At 54.2% G+C, this 15,477-nt stretch carries 24 protein-coding genes; 1 reads left to right on the top strand and 23 read right to left on the bottom strand.

Annotation, left to right across the window (positions count from 1 at the left end; translation table 11 throughout):
* Positions 1-31 precede the first annotated feature (31 nt).
* Entirely contained in the window at positions 32-2,866 is a 2,835-nt protein-coding gene (gene uvrA / locus RHM56_RS00275) for an excinuclease ABC subunit UvrA (protein WP_322237339.1), read from the top strand.
* Positions 2,867-2,949: 83 nt separating this feature from the next.
* Here uvrA and bfr read toward each other — a convergent pair whose 3' ends face one another.
* The 23 genes from bfr to rpsC form a co-directional block, all read right to left on the bottom strand.
* Positions 2,950-3,414: a bacterioferritin gene (gene bfr / locus RHM56_RS00270; protein WP_322237337.1), complete on the bottom strand. Its 465-nt coding sequence runs from the start codon at positions 3,412-3,414 to the stop codon at positions 2,950-2,952.
* 155 nt (positions 3,415-3,569) lie between these two features.
* Positions 3,570-5,018, bottom strand: coding sequence for a catalase (locus RHM56_RS00265; RefSeq protein ID WP_322237335.1), 1,449 nt, complete (start codon positions 5,016-5,018; stop codon positions 3,570-3,572).
* A 173-nt stretch (positions 5,019-5,191) separates the two neighbouring features.
* Positions 5,192-5,578: a 50S ribosomal protein L17 gene (gene rplQ, locus RHM56_RS00260; protein ID WP_003444357.1), complete on the bottom strand. Its 387-nt coding sequence runs from the start codon at positions 5,576-5,578 to the stop codon at positions 5,192-5,194.
* Positions 5,579-5,620: 42 nt separating this feature from the next.
* The gene (locus tag RHM56_RS00255) at positions 5,621-6,622 is read right to left on the bottom strand and encodes a DNA-directed RNA polymerase subunit alpha (RefSeq protein WP_003176403.1); all 1,002 of its coding nucleotides are present in this window, start codon (positions 6,620-6,622) and stop codon (positions 5,621-5,623) included.
* A 22-nt stretch (positions 6,623-6,644) separates the two neighbouring features.
* Positions 6,645-7,265 carry a 30S ribosomal protein S4 gene (gene rpsD / locus RHM56_RS00250; RefSeq protein ID WP_003444359.1) on the bottom strand — a complete coding sequence of 207 codons (621 nt, stop codon included), beginning with the start codon at positions 7,263-7,265 and terminating at the stop codon, positions 6,645-6,647.
* 18 nt (positions 7,266-7,283) lie between these two features.
* Entirely contained in the window at positions 7,284-7,673 is a 390-nt protein-coding gene (gene rpsK / locus RHM56_RS00245; RefSeq protein WP_002555466.1) for a 30S ribosomal protein S11, read from the bottom strand.
* A 30-nt stretch (positions 7,674-7,703) separates the two neighbouring features.
* On the bottom strand, positions 7,704-8,060 hold the full coding sequence (gene rpsM, locus RHM56_RS00240) for a 30S ribosomal protein S13 (protein WP_019409909.1): 357 nt from the start codon (positions 8,058-8,060) through the stop codon (positions 7,704-7,706).
* Positions 8,061-8,189: 129 nt separating this feature from the next.
* Positions 8,190-8,306: a 50S ribosomal protein L36 gene (gene rpmJ / locus RHM56_RS00235; RefSeq protein ID WP_002555468.1), complete on the bottom strand. Its 117-nt coding sequence runs from the start codon at positions 8,304-8,306 to the stop codon at positions 8,190-8,192.
* A gap of 28 nt (positions 8,307-8,334) precedes the next feature.
* Positions 8,335-9,663 (bottom strand): preprotein translocase subunit SecY, encoded by a 1,329-nt coding sequence (gene secY, locus RHM56_RS00230; RefSeq protein WP_003444361.1) that lies wholly within the window; start codon positions 9,661-9,663, stop codon positions 8,335-8,337.
* A complete protein-coding gene (rplO, locus tag RHM56_RS00225) occupies positions 9,664-10,101 on the bottom strand; it encodes a 50S ribosomal protein L15 (protein ID WP_048373834.1) in 438 nt (145 codons plus the stop codon).
* Between the two features lie 3 nt (positions 10,102-10,104).
* Complete coding sequence (rpmD, locus tag RHM56_RS00220) at positions 10,105-10,281, bottom strand: 50S ribosomal protein L30 (RefSeq protein ID WP_003186033.1); 177 nt, start codon at positions 10,279-10,281, stop codon at positions 10,105-10,107.
* Between the two features lie 2 nt (positions 10,282-10,283).
* The gene (gene rpsE, locus RHM56_RS00215; protein WP_003186035.1) at positions 10,284-10,784 is read right to left on the bottom strand and encodes a 30S ribosomal protein S5; all 501 of its coding nucleotides are present in this window, start codon (positions 10,782-10,784) and stop codon (positions 10,284-10,286) included.
* Positions 10,785-10,787: 3 nt separating this feature from the next.
* Positions 10,788-11,138 carry a 50S ribosomal protein L18 gene (rplR, locus tag RHM56_RS00210; protein ID WP_003444364.1) on the bottom strand — a complete coding sequence of 117 codons (351 nt, stop codon included), beginning with the start codon at positions 11,136-11,138 and terminating at the stop codon, positions 10,788-10,790.
* 10 nt (positions 11,139-11,148) lie between these two features.
* Positions 11,149-11,682, bottom strand: coding sequence for a 50S ribosomal protein L6 (rplF, locus tag RHM56_RS00205; RefSeq protein ID WP_003176412.1), 534 nt, complete (start codon positions 11,680-11,682; stop codon positions 11,149-11,151).
* A gap of 12 nt (positions 11,683-11,694) precedes the next feature.
* Positions 11,695-12,087, bottom strand: coding sequence for a 30S ribosomal protein S8 (gene rpsH, locus RHM56_RS00200; RefSeq protein WP_019409907.1), 393 nt, complete (start codon positions 12,085-12,087; stop codon positions 11,695-11,697).
* 212 nt (positions 12,088-12,299) lie between these two features.
* Entirely contained in the window at positions 12,300-12,605 is a 306-nt protein-coding gene (gene rpsN, locus RHM56_RS00195) for a 30S ribosomal protein S14 (RefSeq protein ID WP_019409906.1), read from the bottom strand.
* A gap of 13 nt (positions 12,606-12,618) precedes the next feature.
* Complete coding sequence (gene rplE / locus RHM56_RS00190; RefSeq protein WP_003186044.1) at positions 12,619-13,158, bottom strand: 50S ribosomal protein L5; 540 nt, start codon at positions 13,156-13,158, stop codon at positions 12,619-12,621.
* A gap of 22 nt (positions 13,159-13,180) precedes the next feature.
* Positions 13,181-13,495 (bottom strand): 50S ribosomal protein L24, encoded by a 315-nt coding sequence (gene rplX, locus RHM56_RS00185; RefSeq protein ID WP_003444369.1) that lies wholly within the window; start codon positions 13,493-13,495, stop codon positions 13,181-13,183.
* A gap of 11 nt (positions 13,496-13,506) precedes the next feature.
* Positions 13,507-13,875: a 50S ribosomal protein L14 gene (rplN, locus tag RHM56_RS00180; protein WP_002555479.1), complete on the bottom strand. Its 369-nt coding sequence runs from the start codon at positions 13,873-13,875 to the stop codon at positions 13,507-13,509.
* Positions 13,876-13,898: 23 nt separating this feature from the next.
* A complete protein-coding gene (rpsQ, locus tag RHM56_RS00175) occupies positions 13,899-14,165 on the bottom strand; it encodes a 30S ribosomal protein S17 (RefSeq protein ID WP_003176419.1) in 267 nt (88 codons plus the stop codon).
* Positions 14,166-14,167: 2 nt separating this feature from the next.
* Entirely contained in the window at positions 14,168-14,359 is a 192-nt protein-coding gene (gene rpmC / locus RHM56_RS00170; RefSeq protein ID WP_003444371.1) for a 50S ribosomal protein L29, read from the bottom strand.
* The gene (rplP, locus tag RHM56_RS00165; RefSeq protein WP_019409905.1) at positions 14,359-14,772 is read right to left on the bottom strand and encodes a 50S ribosomal protein L16; all 414 of its coding nucleotides are present in this window, start codon (positions 14,770-14,772) and stop codon (positions 14,359-14,361) included. Before rplP ends, rpmC begins: the two co-directional genes overlap by 1 nt.
* Before the next feature lie 12 nt (positions 14,773-14,784).
* Complete coding sequence (gene rpsC / locus RHM56_RS00160; RefSeq protein WP_003176422.1) at positions 14,785-15,471, bottom strand: 30S ribosomal protein S3; 687 nt, start codon at positions 15,469-15,471, stop codon at positions 14,785-14,787.
* Between the last annotated feature and the right edge of the window lie 6 nt (positions 15,472-15,477).

The raw sequence follows: 15,477 nt of genomic DNA, 5'->3' as shown, positions 1-15,477 counted from the left end.
GTTTACGTTATGCCCGCCAAGCGAGGCCGCAGTGGACAAGATCCTGATACGTGGGGCACGAACCCACAACCTGAAGAACATCGACCTGACCCTGCCAAGGGACAAACTGATCGTCATCACCGGACTGTCTGGCTCCGGCAAATCATCTCTGGCCTTCGACACGTTGTATGCCGAAGGCCAGCGGCGTTATGTCGAGTCGCTGTCGGCCTATGCGCGACAGTTCCTGTCGATGATGGAAAAGCCTGACGTCGATACGATTGAAGGTCTGTCACCGGCGATTTCCATCGAACAGAAATCGACGTCGCACAACCCGCGCTCCACGGTTGGCACCATCACTGAAATTTACGATTACCTGCGCCTGCTCTATGCCCGCGTGGGTATTCCGCGCTGCCCGGACCACGATATTCCACTGGAAGCCCAGACTGTCAGCCAAATGGTCGACCTAGTGCTGGCGCAACCTGAAGGCAGCAAACTGATGCTGCTGGCCCCTGTTATTCGCGAGCGCAAGGGCGAGCACCTGTCGGTGTTTGAAGAACTGCGCGCGCAGGGTTTTGTGCGGGCGCGCGTGAACGGCAAACTCTGCGAGCTGGATGAACTGCCAAAACTCGATAAACAGAAGAAGCACACCATTGATGTGGTGGTTGACCGTTTTAAAGTGCGAGCCGACTTGCAACAGCGCTTGGCCGAGTCGTTCGAGACCGCCCTGAAGCTGGCCGACGGCATTGCGCTGGTGGCTCCCATGGATGATGAGCCGGGCGAAGAGATGATTTTCTCCGCGCGCTTCGCCTGCCCGATTTGTGGCCACGCCATCAGCGAGCTTGAGCCCAAGCTGTTTTCCTTTAACAACCCAGCTGGCGCGTGCCCTACGTGTGACGGTCTTGGGGTTAAGCAGTTCTTTGACATCAAACGCCTGGTGAACGGTGAACTGACGCTGGCCGAAGGTGCGATTCGTGGCTGGGACCGGCGTAACGTCTATTACTTCCAGATGCTAGGCGCGCTGGCCAAGCATTACGATTTCAGCCTCGAAGTGCCGTTCAATGAGCTGCCTGCCGACAAGCAGAAAGTCATTCTGTACGGCAGTGGCACCCAGAACGTTGATTTCCGCTATCTGAATGATCGCGGCGATATCGTGAAACGTGCGCATCCGTTTGAAGGCATCGTGCCGAACCTGGAGCGCCGTTATCGCGAAACTGAGTCGGCCACAGTCCGCGAAGAACTGGCCAAGTTTCTGAGCACTCAGTCTTGCCCGGATTGCCGGGGCACTCGCTTGCGTCGTGAGGCGCGTCACGTGTGGGTCGGTGAAAAAACCTTACCCGCCGTGACCAATTTGCCGATTGGTGATGCGACTGAATATTTCAGCACGCTGAGCCTGACCGGGCGTCGTGGTGAGATCGCGGACAAGATCCTCAAGGAAATTCGCGAGCGCCTGCAATTTTTGGTGAATGTGGGGCTCGACTATCTGTCGCTGGATCGCAGCGCCGATACGTTGTCCGGCGGTGAAGCTCAGCGTATTCGTCTAGCCAGTCAAATTGGTGCTGGCCTGGTGGGCGTGCTGTACATCCTCGATGAACCATCGATTGGCTTGCATCAGCGCGACAATGATCGCTTGCTGGGAACGCTCAAACATCTGCGTGACATCGGCAACACAGTGATCGTGGTTGAGCACGACGAAGACGCGATTCGTCTGGCGGACTATGTGGTGGATATAGGCCCGGGCGCTGGGGTGCATGGTGGCCATATTGTTGCTGAGGGCACGCCTGCCGAGGTGATGGCACATCCTGACTCGCTAACCGGCAAGTACCTGTCGGGCCGGGTAAAAATTGCAGTGCCGGCTAAACGCACGCCGCGCAATAAAAAGCTGACGCTGTCGCTCAAGGGCGCTCGCGGGAACAACTTGCGCAATGTGGACCTTGAGATACCGATTGGCCTGCTGACCTGTGTGACGGGTGTGTCCGGATCGGGTAAATCAACCCTGATCAACAACACGCTCTATCCACTCAGCGCTACAGCACTGAATGGCGCGACCACGCTGGAAGCGGCGGCCCACGACAGCATTAAAGGGCTGGAGCACCTGGACAAAGTGGTCGACATCGACCAAAGCCCGATTGGTCGCACGCCACGCTCCAACCCGGCGACGTACACCGGGCTCTTTACACCCATCCGCGAGCTATTTTCGGGTGTTCCGGAGTCCCGCTCTCGGGGGTACGGCCCAGGGCGCTTCTCCTTCAACGTGAAGGGCGGACGCTGCGAGGCGTGTCAGGGTGATGGTCTGATCAAGGTGGAAATGCACTTTCTGCCAGACATCTACGTGCCTTGCGATGTGTGCAAGAGCAAGCGCTACAACCGCGAAACCCTTGAGATCAAGTACAAGGGCAAGAGCATCCACGAAGTGCTGGAGATGACGATCGAAGAGGCAAGAGAGTTCTTCGATGCAGTACCTGCACTGGCGCGTAAGCTGCAAACGCTTATGGATGTGGGCTTGTCCTACATCAAGCTCGGACAGTCCGCCACCACGCTGTCAGGCGGCGAGGCACAACGGGTAAAACTGTCCCGCGAGCTGTCAAAGCGTGATACCGGCAAGACGTTGTACATCCTGGATGAGCCTACAACGGGTCTGCACTTTGCTGACATCCAACAGTTGCTGGATGTGCTGCACCGACTGCGCGACCACGGCAACACTGTGGTGGTGATCGAGCACAACCTGGACGTGATCAAGACCGCTGACTGGTTGGTGGATCTTGGGCCTGAAGGCGGCTCTAAAGGTGGCCAGATTATTGCGACCGGGACACCGGAGGATGTCGCAGAAATGAAGCAGTCTCACACCGGGTTCTACCTGAAACCGTTGTTGATACGCGACAAGGCTTAAATCGCGGTACGAAAAAGCCCCTGCCATCGAGATGATGACAGGGGCTTTTTGGTGTTCTGGGACTTGCGCTTTTTGCAGGCGGATCAGAACTGCGATTGCAGGTAGTTCTGCAGACCAATCGATTTGATCAGGCCCAGCTGCTTTTCAAGCCAGTAAGTGTGATCTTCTTCGGTGTCTGCCAACTGAATACGCAGCATGTCGCGGCTTACGTAGTCCTTGTGCAGCTCACACAGTTCAATGCCTTTGCAGAGTCCAGCGCGGACTTTGTATTCCAGACGCAAGTCGGCAGCGAACATCTCTGGCACGGTGGTGCCAACATCGAGGTCGTCCGGGCGCATGCGCGGCGTGCCTTCGAGCATCAGAATCCGGCGCATCAACGCATCAGCGTGTTGTGCCTCTTCTTCCATTTCGTGGTTGATGCGCTCGTACAGCTTGGTGAAACCCCAGTCTTCGTACATACGAGAATGGACAAAATATTGGTCACGCGCAGCCAGCTCGCCGGTTAACAACGTGTTGAGGTAATCGATTACGTCCGGGTGCCCTAGCATCGCCCCACATCTCCCTTCTTGAAAGGCTGTAGTTTGAACCAAGCTGACTGAGAGGTCACGGTTCAATCGCAATAAAAACGCTAATTTGTAGAGAAAACACACCTAAATAACGCAAAAACCGCCCATTTGAGGGCGGTTCTGCTTCTCACTTAGACTTACTTCACGGTTACACCCAGCGCTTTGGCTACGCCTTGACCATACGCAGGGTCGGCCTTGAGGAAGTGCTGCAGTTGACGCTGAACGACGTCATCTGTCACACCTTCCATGGCGCCTGCGATGTTGTTGATAAGCAGCGCTTTTTGCTCGTCATTCATCAGGCGGAACAGCGCACCGGCGTAGCTGTAGTAATCCGTGTCTTCGCGATGATCATAACGGTCTGCCGCACCACTGAGCGCTAATGGCGGCTCAGCGTACTGCGGGGCCTGCTTAGGCGCATCAGCGTAGCTGTTGGGCTCGTAGTTAGGAGTAGCACCACCGTTGTTGCCAAAAGCCATCGAGCCATCACGCTGGTAATTATGCGCAGGTACGCGTGGAGCATTGATAGGCAGGTGCTGGTGATTGGTCCCTACGCGGTAACGATGCGCATCCGCATAGGCGAACACACGACCTTGCAGCATGCGGTCAGGGGAAAGGCCAACGCCAGGGATCATGTTGCTTGGACCAAAGGCTGCCTGTTCAACTTCAGCAAAATAGTTGAGCGGGTTGCGGTTGAGCTCTAGTTCGCCGATCTCGATCAGTGGAAACTCTTTCTGCGACCAAGTCTTGGTCACGTCGAACGGGTTATCCCGGTGTGTTGCAGCCTGAGCTTCGGTCATGACCTGAATGCACACACGCCATTTTGGGTAGTCGCCACGCTCGATAGCATCGAACAGGTCGCGCTGGGCGTAATCAGGATCCGTTCCGGCAAGACGTGCAGCCTCTTCTGGCGGCAGGTTCTTGATGCCTTGCTTGGTTTTGTAATGCCATTTGACCCAATGACGCTCACCTGCGGCATTGATCAGGCTGTAGGTGTGGCTACCAAAGCCATGCATGTGACGATAGCCATCTGGAATACCACGATCCGAAAACAGGATGGTGACCTGGTGCAATGATTCAGGCGAGTGCGACCAGAAGTCCCACTTCATCTGTGCGCTTTTCAGGTTGCTCTGCGGCAGGCGCTTTTGGGTGTGGATAAAGTCAGGAAACTTGAGCGGGTCGCGAATAAAGAAAACCGGGGTGTTGTTACCCACGATGTCCCAGTTACCTTCTTCGGTATAAAACTTGAGGGCAAAACCGCGCGGATCACGCTCGGTGTCTGCCGAGCCTCGCTCACCACCCACTGTAGAGAAGCGCAAGAAGGTAGGGGTTTGCTTGCCGACGGTGTCAAACAGTTTGGCACTGCTGTATTGAGTGATGTCACGCGTCAGTGTGAAGGTGCCATGTGCGGCCGAGCCTTTGGCGTGCACACGACGCTCTGGAATATTTTCGCGGTTAAAGTGCGCAAGTTTTTCAATCAAGTGAAAGTCGTCGAGCAACAACGGGCCACGAGGCCCAGCTGAACGAGAGTTCTGGTTATCAGCAACAGGCGCGCCGCTGGCGGTCGTAAGCGTTTTGGTCTGGCTCATGCTAGTCCTTCCTCAGTCAGTCTTGATGCTGCCGGCTAATCGGCTGAGGAAGAGTATTGACCACGATGCCAATACGGGCAAATGCATTAAATAATAGAAATCAATAGGAAATGGTAATCGAACAGACACAAAAAACCGGGCACTAGGCCCGGTTCTTTGTAGAGACTGACGTCTTACTCAGCGGATACAGCTTCGCCGCCAACTGGACGATCAACCAACTCGACGTACGCCATAGGCGCGTTGTCGCCAGCGCGGAAACCGCACTTGAGGATGCGCAGGTAGCCACCCTCACGAGTTGCATAACGCTTGCCCAGATCGTTGAACAGCTTACCAACGATGGCTTTCGAACGCGTACGGTCGAAGGCCAGACGGCGGTTAGCCAGACAATCATTCTTGGCCAGAGTAATCAGCGGCTCAGCAACGCGACGCAATTCTTTGGCTTTCGGCAGAGTCGTTTTGATCAGCTCGTGCTCGAACAACGACACTGCCATGTTTTGAAACATAGCCTTGCGGTGGGAGCTAGTGCGGCTCAGGTGACGACCACTTTTACGATGACGCATGGTTCATTCCTTACCAAACACAACGTTCGGTGATTACGACGATCAGGCAGTCGCCTTGTCGTCCTTCTTAAGACTTGCAGGCGGCCAGTTGTCGAGGCGCATGCCGAGGGACAGACCACGGGAGGCCAGAACGTCCTTGATTTCAGTCAAGGATTTCTTGCCCAGGTTCGGAGTCTTCAACAGTTCTACTTCGGTGCGCTGAATCAGGTCACCAATGTAGTAAATGTTCTCCGCCTTAAGGCAGTTGGCCGAACGCACGGTCAGTTCCAGATCGTCAACCGGACGAAGCAGGATCGGATCGATCTCGTCTTCCTGTTCGATAACCACTGGTTCGCTGTCACCTTTGAGGTCGACGAATGCAGCCAACTGCTGTTGCAGAATGGTTGCAGCACGACGAATAGCCTCTTCAGGATCCAGGGTACCGTTGGTCTCCAGATCAATAACCAGCTTGTCCAGGTTAGTACGCTGTTCGACACGGGCGTTTTCCACCACGTATGCGATACGGCGAACCGGGCTGAACGAAGAGTCAAGCTGCAAGCGACCAATGCTGCGGCTTTCGTCTTCATCGCTCTGACGCGAGTCGGCTGGTTCATAACCACGACCACGAGCTACGGTGAGCTTCATGTTCAAGGCGCCGTTAGACGCCAGGTTGGCGATTACGTGATCGGGATTAACGATCTCGACATCATGATCCAGCTGAATATCGGCAGCGGTAACCACCCCCGAACCCTTCTTCGACAAGGTCAGCGTAACTTCGTCACGGCCGTGCAGCTTGATAGCCAGACCTTTAAGGTTCAACAGGATTTCAATTACGTCTTCCTGTACACCTTCGATGGCGCTGTACTCGTGGAGCACACCATCAATCTCGGCCTCGACTACTGCACAGCCTGGCATTGAGGACAACAGGATGCGGCGCAGCGCGTTGCCCAGGGTGTGGCCAAAACCACGCTCGAGAGGCTCGAGAGTGATTTTAGCGCGGGTTGGACTGACAACCTGCACATCAATGTGGCGGGGTGTCAGGAACTCATTTACCGAAATCTGCATGGATGCACCTATTTTCTAGCCCTTACTTGGAGTAGAGCTCGACAATCAGGCTTTCGTTGATGTCGGCGGACAGATCACTGCGAGCTGGAACGTTCTTGAAAACGCCCGACTTCTTCTCAGTGTCTACTTCTACCCATTCTACGCGGCCACGTTGGGCACACAGATCGAGAGCTTGGACAATGCGAAGCTGGTTCTTTGCTTTCTCGCGGATAGCGACCACGTCACCAGCACGAACCTGGTAGGACGGAACGTTAACGGTTTGACCGTTTACGCTGATCGACTTGTGCGATACCAACTGACGAGATTCGGCACGAGTAGAACCGAAACCCATACGGTATACGACGTTATCCAGGCGGCATTCGAGCAGTTGCAACAGGTTTTCGCCAGTTGCACCTTTTTTGCCAGCAGCTTGTTTGTAGTAGCCGCTGAACTGACGCTCGAGAACGCCGTAGATACGACGGACCTTCTGCTTTTCACGCAGTTGGGTGCCGTAGTCGGATTGGCGACCGCGGCGTTGGCCGTGGATGCCTGGAGCAGCTTCAATATTGCACTTCGATTCGATAGCGCGCACACCACTCTTCAGGAAGAGATCGGTGCCTTCACGACGTGCCAGTTTGCATTTTGGACCAATGTAACGAGCCATTCTTTACAGTCTCCTGGATTACACGCGGCGCTTCTTCGGCGGACGGCACCCGTTGTGCGGGATTGGCGTCACGTCGGTGATGCTGGCGATCTTATAGCCACAGCCGTTCAAAGCACGGACAGCGGACTCACGACCTGGACCTGGACCTTTAACGTTAACGTCAAGGTTTTTCAGGCCATATTCCAGCGCAGCTTGACCAGCACGTTCAGCAGCTACTTGAGCAGCAAACGGGGTGGACTTGCGAGAACCGCGGAAACCCGAACCACCGGAGGTAGCCCAAGAAAGCGCGTTACCCTGACGGTCGGTGATGGTCACGATTGTGTTGTTGAAAGACGCGTGGATGTGGGCGATGCCATCAACCACTGTCTTTTTTACTTTTTTACGAGGACGAGCAGCAGGTTTTGCCATGACTAAATTCCTGTCGATTCGCTGGTGCGATTACTTGCGGATCGGCTTACGCGGACCTTTGCGAGTACGCGCGTTGGTCTTGGTACGCTGACCGCGCACTGGAAGACCACGACGATGGCGCAGACCGCGGTAGCAGCCCAAATCCATCAAGCGTTTGATTTTCATGTTGACTTCACGACGCAGGTCACCTTCAGTGGTGAACTTTGCCACTTCGCCACGCAGCAACTCAATCTGCTCGTCGCTCAGATCCTTGATCTTAGCGGCTGGGTTTACACCAGCATCCACACAGATTTTCTGTGCAGTAGTGCGACCAACACCATAGATGTAGGTCAGCGAGATAACAGTGTGCTTGTTATCTGGAATGTTAACGCCTGCAATACGGGCCATTCAGTGGGACTCCAATTGACAGCTACCTACGCCCCGGAAGCCAAGAAATAGGGCGCGAGATAATATCGCTGTAATAACAAATAATCAACCCAGCAGCGCACTAGCTGCTGGGCTTCAAACAGATCACACTCAGCCTTGGCGCTGTTTGTGACGTGGTTCCGCGCTGCAAATTACCCGAACAACACCTTCGCGGCGAATAATCTTGCAGTTACGGCACAGCTTTTTCACCGATGCACGAACTTTCATCACCAACTCCTCTAACCTTATGGGAACTTCAGCGCAGCATGCCGCTGCCGTAGCCCTTCAGGTTGGCTTTCTTCATCAGGGATTCGTACTGGTGCGAAACGAGGTGCGATTGTACTTGCGACATAAAGTCCATAACAACCACGACCACGATCAGCAACGAGGTCCCGCCAAGGTAGAACGGAACGTTTGCCGCAACCACCAGAAACTGGGGCAACAGACACACGGCCGTCATATAAAGAGCACCGAACAGAGTCAAACGAGTCAATACGCCATCAATATAGCGTGCCGACTGCTCACCTGGACGGATACCCGGAATAAAGGCACCGGACTTCTTCAGGTTTTCCGCTACGTCTTTCGGATTGAACATCAACGCCGTATAGAAGAAGCAGAAGAAAATAATCCCTGCACTAAACAGCAGAATATTCAACGGCTGACCAGGAGCGATCGACTGCGAGATGTCCTGCAACCAGCCCATACCTTCAGACTGACCGAACCAGGCACCCAACGAAGCCGGGAACAGCAAAATGCTGCTCGCAAAAATAGCCGGAATAACACCGGCCATATTCACTTTCAGCGGTAGGTGGCTAGTCTGCGCAGCAAACACCTTGCGGCCCTGCTGACGCTTGGCGTAGTGAACAGCAATACGACGCTGACCACGCTCAATGAACACCACGAAACCGATAATCGCTACTGCCAGCAAACCGATAGCAACCAAGGCGAAGATGTTGATATCGCCCTGACGCGCAGACTCAAAAGACTGCCCGATTGCTCTCGGAAGACCGGCGACGATACCCGAAAAAATCAACATCGAGATACCGTTGCCAACACCACGCTCAGTAATCTGCTCACCCAGCCACATCATGAACATTGCACCCGCCACAAAAGTGGTTACTGCAACGAAATGGAAGCCTAGATCACCAGTGAACGCTACACCCTGCCCTGCCAGACCAATGGACATGCCAATAGCCTGGACAAGAGCAAGAGCGACAGTGAGGTAGCGGGTGTACTGGCTTATCTTGCGACGACCAGCTTCACCTTCCTTCTTCAACTGCTCCAGCTGTGGGCTGACAGCGGACATAAGCTGCATGATGATCGATGCCGAAATGTACGGCATGATCCCCAGCGCAAAAATACTCATCCGCTCCAGCGCACCGCCGGAAAACATGTTGAACAAGCTAAGTATGGTCCCCTCATTCTGTCGAAACAGGTCCGCCAACCGGTCCGGGTTAATGCCTGGAACTGGAATGTGTGCGCCTATTCGGTAGACGATAATCGCCAAGAATAGAAAACGCAGACGAGCCCAGAGCTCGGACAACCCGCCTTTGCTGAGCGCTGAGAGAGCACCTTGCTTAGCCATTTATTCCTCGAACTTGCCGCCAGCTGCTTCGATAGCCGAACGCGCACCTTTGGTGGCGCCGATTCCCTTGCCGATAGTGACAGCGCGAGTCACTTCACCGGACAGCATGATTTTCACACGCAGTACGTTGACGTTGATCACGTTGGCATCTTTCAGGGTCTGCAGAGTAACGATGTCGCCTTCCACTTTAGCCAGCTCGGACAAACGCACTTCTGCGCGATCCATAGCTTTCAGGGACACGAAACCGAACTTAGGCAGACGGCGATGCAGCGGCTGTTGACCGCCTTCAAAGCCTGGAGCAATTGTGCCACCGGAACGGGAGGTCTGACCTTTGTGACCACGGCCACCAGTCTTACCCAAACCGCTACCGATACCACGGCCCGGACGATGCTTTTCGCGACGGGAACCCGGCGCTGGACTCAGATCATTGAGTTTCATCGATTAACCCTCGACACGCAGCATGTAGTAAGCCTTGTTGATCATCCCGCGATTCTCGGGAGTATCAAGTACTTCTACAGTGTGACCGATGCGACGCAGACCCAGACCCTTAACGCACAGTTTGTGGTTAGGGATACGGCCGGTCATGCTTTTGATCAGCGTTACTTTTACGGTAGCCATGATCAGAAGATCTCCTTGACGCTTTTGCCACGCTTCGCAGCGATGGACTCAGGAGATTGCATAGCTTTCAAACCTTTAAAAGTGGCGTGAACCACGTTTACCGGGTTAGTCGAGCCGTAGCACTTGGCCAGAACGTTCTGAACGCCAGCAACTTCGAGGACAGCACGCATAGCGCCGCCAGCGATGATACCGGTACCTTCAGAAGCAGGCTGCATGTACACCTTCGAAGCGCCGTGAGCGGACTTCATTGCGTACTGCAGAGTTGTGCCGTTCAGGTCAACTTGAATCATGTTGCGGCGAGCAGCTTCCATTGCCTTCTGGATCGCAGCAGGCACTTCACGTGACTTGCCACGGCCGAAGCCAACGCGCCCTTTACCATCACCAACCACGGTCAACGCGGTGAAAGTGAAGATACGGCCGCCTTTAACGGTTTTGGCTACGCGGTTAACTTGAACCAGCTTCTCAATGTAGCCTTCGTCGCGCTTTTGGTCGTTATTTGACATAACTTAGAACTCCAGCCCAGCTTCACGAGCAGCCTCAGCCAGCGCTTTCACGCGGCCGTGGTACTTGAAGCCAGAGCGGTCGAAAGCCACCTGCGAGACGCCAGCGGCTTTAGCACGCGTAGCGACCAGCTGGCCAACCTTTGTGGCCGCGTCGATGTTGCCAGTGGCAGCATCACGCAGTTCTTTGTCCAAAGTCGAGGCGCTTGCCAAGACTTTGCTGCCGTCGGCCGAGATGACCTGGGCATATATGTGCTGCGAAGAGCGGAACACGCAGAGACGCACGACTTCTAATTCGTGCATTTTCAGACGTGCTTTGCGAGCGCGACGCAGTCGAGTAACTTTTTTGTCGGTCATTTGCTAGGCCCTACTTCTTCTTGGCTTCTTTACGGCGGACGACTTCGTCCGCGTAACGCACACCTTTACCTTTGTAAGGTTCTGGTGGACGGAAGTCGCGGATCTCAGCGGCCACTTGACCTACCAGCTGCTTATCGATGCCCTTGATCAGGATATCGGTTTGGCTTGGGGTCTCAGCGGTGATGCCTTCCGGCAGTTCGTAATCCACTGGGTGCGAGAAGCCAAGAGCCAGGTTCAGCACTGTGCCTTTTGCTTGCGCTTTGTAACCAACACCGACCAGCTGGAGCTTACGCTCGAAGCCTTGGCTTACGCCTTGGACCATGTTGTTTACCAACGCACGAGTGGTACCAGCCATTGCGCGAGTTTGTTGATCGCCATTGCGAGCAGCGAAACGCAGCTCACCAGCTTCTTCAACGATTTCAACCGACGAATGGATGTTCAGTTCTAGAGTGCCCTTGGCACCCTTCACCGAAAGCTGTTGGCCGGCGAATTTTACTTCAACACCAGCTGGCAGCTTAACGGGGTTCTTAGCGACGCGTGACATGCTTATCCCCCCTTAGAACACAGTGCAAAGAACTTCGCCGCCGACACCGGCAGCGCGCGCAGCACGATCCGTCATCACACCTTTGTTGGTGGAGACGATAGACACACCGAGGCCGCCACGAACTTTTGGCAGATCATCGGAGGACTTGTACTGACGCAGGCCTGGACGGCTAACGCGCTTAACTTCTTCGATAACCGGACGGCCTTCGAAGTACTTCAGCTCGATAGACAGCAGTGGTTTGATTTCGCTGCTGATCTGATAATCCGCGATATAGCCTTCGTCTTTAAGAACTTTGGCTACAGCTACCTTCAACGTGGAAGATGGCATGCTTACGACGGACTTTTCAGCCATCTGGGCATTACGGATTCGAGTTAGCATGTCCGCTAACGGGTCCTGCATACTCATGGGCTAGACGCTCCTGATACAAAAAGAATTAGCCTTGCGGCTACAACTATCGCCGAGTGACTCAATACTTAAAAAGCACGGGCTCAGGCGAGCCGGTCATTCTAGACACAGGCCAGAAATGAATCAAGCCCCAATAGGGGCTTGATTCATATTCAAGGCCACCGACTGTCAGGATATTGCGATCCTGAGAGTCGAGACTTTGTCTGTACGCCTTACCAGCTGGCTTTAACCAGACCTGGTACGTCACCGCGCATTGCTGCTTCACGCAATTTGTTACGGCCCAGGCCGAACTTGCGGTAAACACCATGCGGACGACCAGTCAGGCGGCAGCGGTTACGCATGCGCGCAGCGCTTGCGTCACGTGGCTGCTTCTGCAGAGCTACTTGAGCTTCCCAACGCGCTTCTGGACTTGCGTTCAGATCAACGATGATAGCTTTAAGCTCAGCACGCTTCTTGGCGAACTTGGCAACCGTGAGCTGACGTTTCAGCTCGCGGTTTTTCATGCTCATCTTGGCCATGGTCCTACTCCAATCAGTTGCGGAACGGGAATTTGAAAGCACGCAGCAATGCGCGACCTTCATCATCTGTCCGAGCAGTGGTGGTCAGGGTGATGTCCAGACCGCGAAGGGCATCGATTTTGTCGTAGTCAATTTCCGGGAAAATGATCTGCTCTTTAACGCCCATGCTGTAGTTACCACGACCATCGAAGGACTTGGCATTCAGGCCGCGGAAGTCGCGTACCCGAGGCAGGGAGATCGACAGCAGACGATCCAGGAATTCGTACATACGCTCACGGCGCAGAGTTACTTTGACGCCGATCGGCCAGCCTTCGCGAACTTTAAAGCCTGCGATGGACTTGCGAGCGTAGGTCACAACAACTTTTTGACCTGTGATCTTTTCCAAATCAGCTACAGCGTGCTCGATGACTTTTTTGTCACCGATCGCTTCGCCCAAACCCATGTTCAGGGTGATTTTGGTAACGCGCGGAACTTCCATCACGTTCGAAAGCTTAAGTTCTTCCTTAAGTTTCGGAGCGATTTCCTTCCGGTAAATCTCTTTTAGTCGTGCCATGGTCTCATCTACCTAGCAGTGTTCAAGCATCAACCGCTTTTTGGGTCGACTTGAAGACACGAATTTTTTTGCCTTCTTCTACTTTGAAACCAACGCGATCAGCCTTGTTGGTTTCGCCGTTGAAAATGGCCACGTTAGAAGCGTCCAGTGGAGCTTCTTTCTCGACGATACCGCCTTGCACGCCCGACATCGGGTTAGGCTTGGTATGACGCTTAACCAGGTTCAAACCACCGATAACCAGACGGTTATTAGCGAGAACCTTAAGCACCTTACCGCGCTTACCTTTGTCTTTGCCGGCGATCACGATGATCTCGTCGTCACGACGAATCTTTTGCATGTCGGATCTCCTTACAGCACTTCTGGGGCGAGCGAGACGATCTTCATGAACTTCTCAGTACGAAGTTCACGGGTCACTGGCCCAAAGATACGGGTGCCGATCGGCTCTTGCTTGTTGTTCAGAAGAACAGCAGCGTTGCCATCAAAGCGGATAATGGAGCCATCTGCACGGCGTACACCGTGACGAGTGCGGACTACAACAGCAGTCATCACTTGGCCTTTTTTCACTTTACCGCGAGGAATTGCTTCCTTGACGGTAACTTTGATGATGTCACCGATACCAGCGTAACGACGATGGGAGCCACCCAGCACCTTGATGCACATAACGCGGCGTGCGCCGCTGTTATCGGCCACATCGAGCATGGATTGAGTCTGAATCATATAATTTCTCCGACCCCTAGTCCTTAGACTTCCACAGCGCGTTCGAGAACATCAACCAATGCCCAAGACTTAGTCTTGGCCAGCGGACGAGTTTCACGAATAGTGACTTTGTCGCCGATGTGGCACTGATTGGTTTCGTCGTGCGCGTGCAGCTTAGTCGAACGCTTAACGTATTTACCGTAGATCGGGTGCTTAACGCGACGCTCGATCAGAACGGTGATGGTCTTGTCCATCTTGTCGCTGACAACACGGCCAGTCAGCGTACGGACAGTTTTTTCGGCTTCAGCCATGATTACTTACCTGCCTGCTGTTTGAGCACAGTCTTCACGCGAGCGATGTCACGCTTAACTTGCGAGAGCAGATGCGACTGCCCCAACTGGCCAGTTGCTTTCTGCATACGCAGATTGAACTGGTCGCGCAGCAAGCCGAGCAGTTGCTCGTTCAGCTGCTGTGCGGATTTTTCACGAAGTTCATTCGCTTTCATCACATCACCGTCCGTTTAACAAAGGAGGTGGCGAGCGGCAGCTTTGCAGCAGCCAGGGCGAAAGCCTCACGCGCCAGCTCTTCAGAAACACCCTCGATTTCATACAGGACTTTGCCTGGCTGAATCTGGGCAACCCAGTATTCGACGTTACCCTTACCTTTACCCATTCGAACTTCGAGTGGCTTTTTGGAAATAGGCTTGTCCGGGAATACACGGATCCAGATCTTGCCACCACGCTTAACGTGACGGGTCAGTGCACGACGCGCTGATTCGATCTGACGAGCGGTGAGGCGACCACGAGCAACAGACTTCAGCGCATACTCGCCGAAGCTGACTTTGCTACCGCGCAATGCCAAGCCACGGTTGTGGCCAGTCATTTGCTTGCGGAACTTCGTACGCTTAGGTTGTAACATTTGGCGTACCCCTTACTTAGCAGCTTTTTTACGAGGCGCTGGTGCTTGTGGTTTCAGCTCTTCTTGGCGACCACCAATTACTTCGCCTTTGAAGATCCAAACCTTTACACCGATCACACCGTAAGTGGTGTGAGCTTCGTAGTTGGCATAGTCGATGTCGGCACGCAGGGTGTGCAACGGCACACGACCTTCGCGATACCATTCAGTACGTGCAATTTCAGCACCGCCGAGACGACCGCTCACTTGGATTTTGATGCCTTTGGCACCAATGCGCATAGCGTTCTGTACAGCGCGTTTCATCGCGCGACGGAACATTACACGACGCTCCAGCTGCTGAGCTACGCTCTGCGCAACCAGCATACCGTCGAGTTCCGGCTTGCGGATCTCTTCGATATTGATGTGCACAGGCACACCCATTTGCTTGGTCAGGTCCTGACGCAGCTTCTCAACATCTTCACCTTTCTTCCCGATAACGATACCTGGACGAGCGGTGTGGATGGTGATGCGTGCAGTTTGGGCCGGACGATGGATATCGATACGGCTTACGGACGCGCTTTTTAGTTTGTCTTGGAGGTATTCACGCACCTTCAGATCAGCGAACAAGTAGTCCGCATAAGTCCGACCGTCTGCGTACCAGACGGAGGTGTGCTCCTTGACGATTCCCAGGCGAATGCCAATGGGATGTACTTTCTGACCCATCTCTTC

Source organism: Pseudomonas sp. CCC3.1, assembly GCF_034347405.1.
In the GTDB taxonomy this organism is placed as follows: Bacteria; Pseudomonadota; Gammaproteobacteria; order Pseudomonadales; family Pseudomonadaceae; genus Aquipseudomonas.
Note: the sequence above shows the minus strand (reverse complement) of the source record. Positions and strands in the feature narration are given on the sequence as shown.

What these genes read in the sequence shown, in the direction of transcription:
- rpsM (WP_019409909.1), bottom strand. Translation starts at nt 8,060, where the DNA reads ATGGCCCGTATTGCAGGCGTTAACATTCCAGATAACAAGCACACTGTT.
- rplQ (WP_003444357.1), bottom strand. Translation starts at nt 5,578, where the DNA reads ATGCGTCATCGTAAAAGTGGTCGTCACCTGAGCCGCACTAGCTCCCAC.
- rpsH (WP_019409907.1), bottom strand. Translation starts at nt 12,087, where the DNA reads ATGAGTATGCAGGACCCGTTAGCGGACATGCTAACTCGAATCCGTAAT.
- rpsC (WP_003176422.1), bottom strand. Translation starts at nt 15,471, where the DNA reads ATGGGTCAGAAAGTACATCCCATTGGCATTCGCCTGGGAATCGTCAAG.
- rpsD (WP_003444359.1), bottom strand. Translation starts at nt 7,265, where the DNA reads ATGGCTCGTTACATTGGTCCAAAATGCAAACTGGCACGTCGTGAAGGC.
- bfr (WP_322237337.1), bottom strand. Translation starts at nt 3,414, where the DNA reads ATGCTAGGGCACCCGGACGTAATCGATTACCTCAACACGTTGTTAACC.
- rpmJ (WP_002555468.1), bottom strand. Translation starts at nt 8,306, where the DNA reads ATGAAAGTTCGTGCATCGGTGAAAAAGCTGTGCCGTAACTGCAAGATT.
- rplX (WP_003444369.1), bottom strand. Translation starts at nt 13,495, where the DNA reads ATGCAAAAGATTCGTCGTGACGACGAGATCATCGTGATCGCCGGCAAA.
- rplE (WP_003186044.1), bottom strand. Translation starts at nt 13,158, where the DNA reads ATGGCACGACTAAAAGAGATTTACCGGAAGGAAATCGCTCCGAAACTT.
- rpsN (WP_019409906.1), bottom strand. Translation starts at nt 12,605, where the DNA reads ATGGCCAAGATGAGCATGAAAAACCGCGAGCTGAAACGTCAGCTCACG.
- rplF (WP_003176412.1), bottom strand. Translation starts at nt 11,682, where the DNA reads ATGTCACGCGTCGCTAAGAACCCCGTTAAGCTGCCAGCTGGTGTTGAA.
- rpsK (WP_002555466.1), bottom strand. Translation starts at nt 7,673, where the DNA reads ATGGCAAAACCTGCTGCTCGTCCTCGTAAAAAAGTAAAAAAGACAGTG.
- rplR (WP_003444364.1), bottom strand. Translation starts at nt 11,138, where the DNA reads ATGACCGACAAAAAAGTTACTCGACTGCGTCGCGCTCGCAAAGCACGT.
- rplP (WP_019409905.1), bottom strand. Translation starts at nt 14,772, where the DNA reads ATGTTACAACCTAAGCGTACGAAGTTCCGCAAGCAAATGACTGGCCAC.
- rpmC (WP_003444371.1), bottom strand. Translation starts at nt 14,359, where the DNA reads ATGAAAGCGAATGAACTTCGTGAAAAATCCGCACAGCAGCTGAACGAG.
- RHM56_RS00255 (WP_003176403.1), bottom strand. Translation starts at nt 6,622, where the DNA reads ATGCAGATTTCGGTAAATGAGTTCCTGACACCCCGCCACATTGATGTG.
- secY (WP_003444361.1), bottom strand. Translation starts at nt 9,663, where the DNA reads ATGGCTAAGCAAGGTGCTCTCTCAGCGCTCAGCAAAGGCGGGTTGTCC.
- rpsQ (WP_003176419.1), bottom strand. Translation starts at nt 14,165, where the DNA reads ATGGCTGAAGCCGAAAAAACTGTCCGTACGCTGACTGGCCGTGTTGTC.
- rpsE (WP_003186035.1), bottom strand. Translation starts at nt 10,784, where the DNA reads ATGTCAAATAACGACCAAAAGCGCGACGAAGGCTACATTGAGAAGCTG.
- rpmD (WP_003186033.1), bottom strand. Translation starts at nt 10,281, where the DNA reads ATGGCTACCGTAAAAGTAACGCTGATCAAAAGCATGACCGGCCGTATC.
- rplN (WP_002555479.1), bottom strand. Translation starts at nt 13,875, where the DNA reads ATGATTCAGACTCAATCCATGCTCGATGTGGCCGATAACAGCGGCGCA.
- RHM56_RS00265 (WP_322237335.1), bottom strand. Translation starts at nt 5,018, where the DNA reads ATGAGCCAGACCAAAACGCTTACGACCGCCAGCGGCGCGCCTGTTGCT.
- rplO (WP_048373834.1), bottom strand. Translation starts at nt 10,101, where the DNA reads ATGAAACTCAATGATCTGAGTCCAGCGCCGGGTTCCCGTCGCGAAAAG.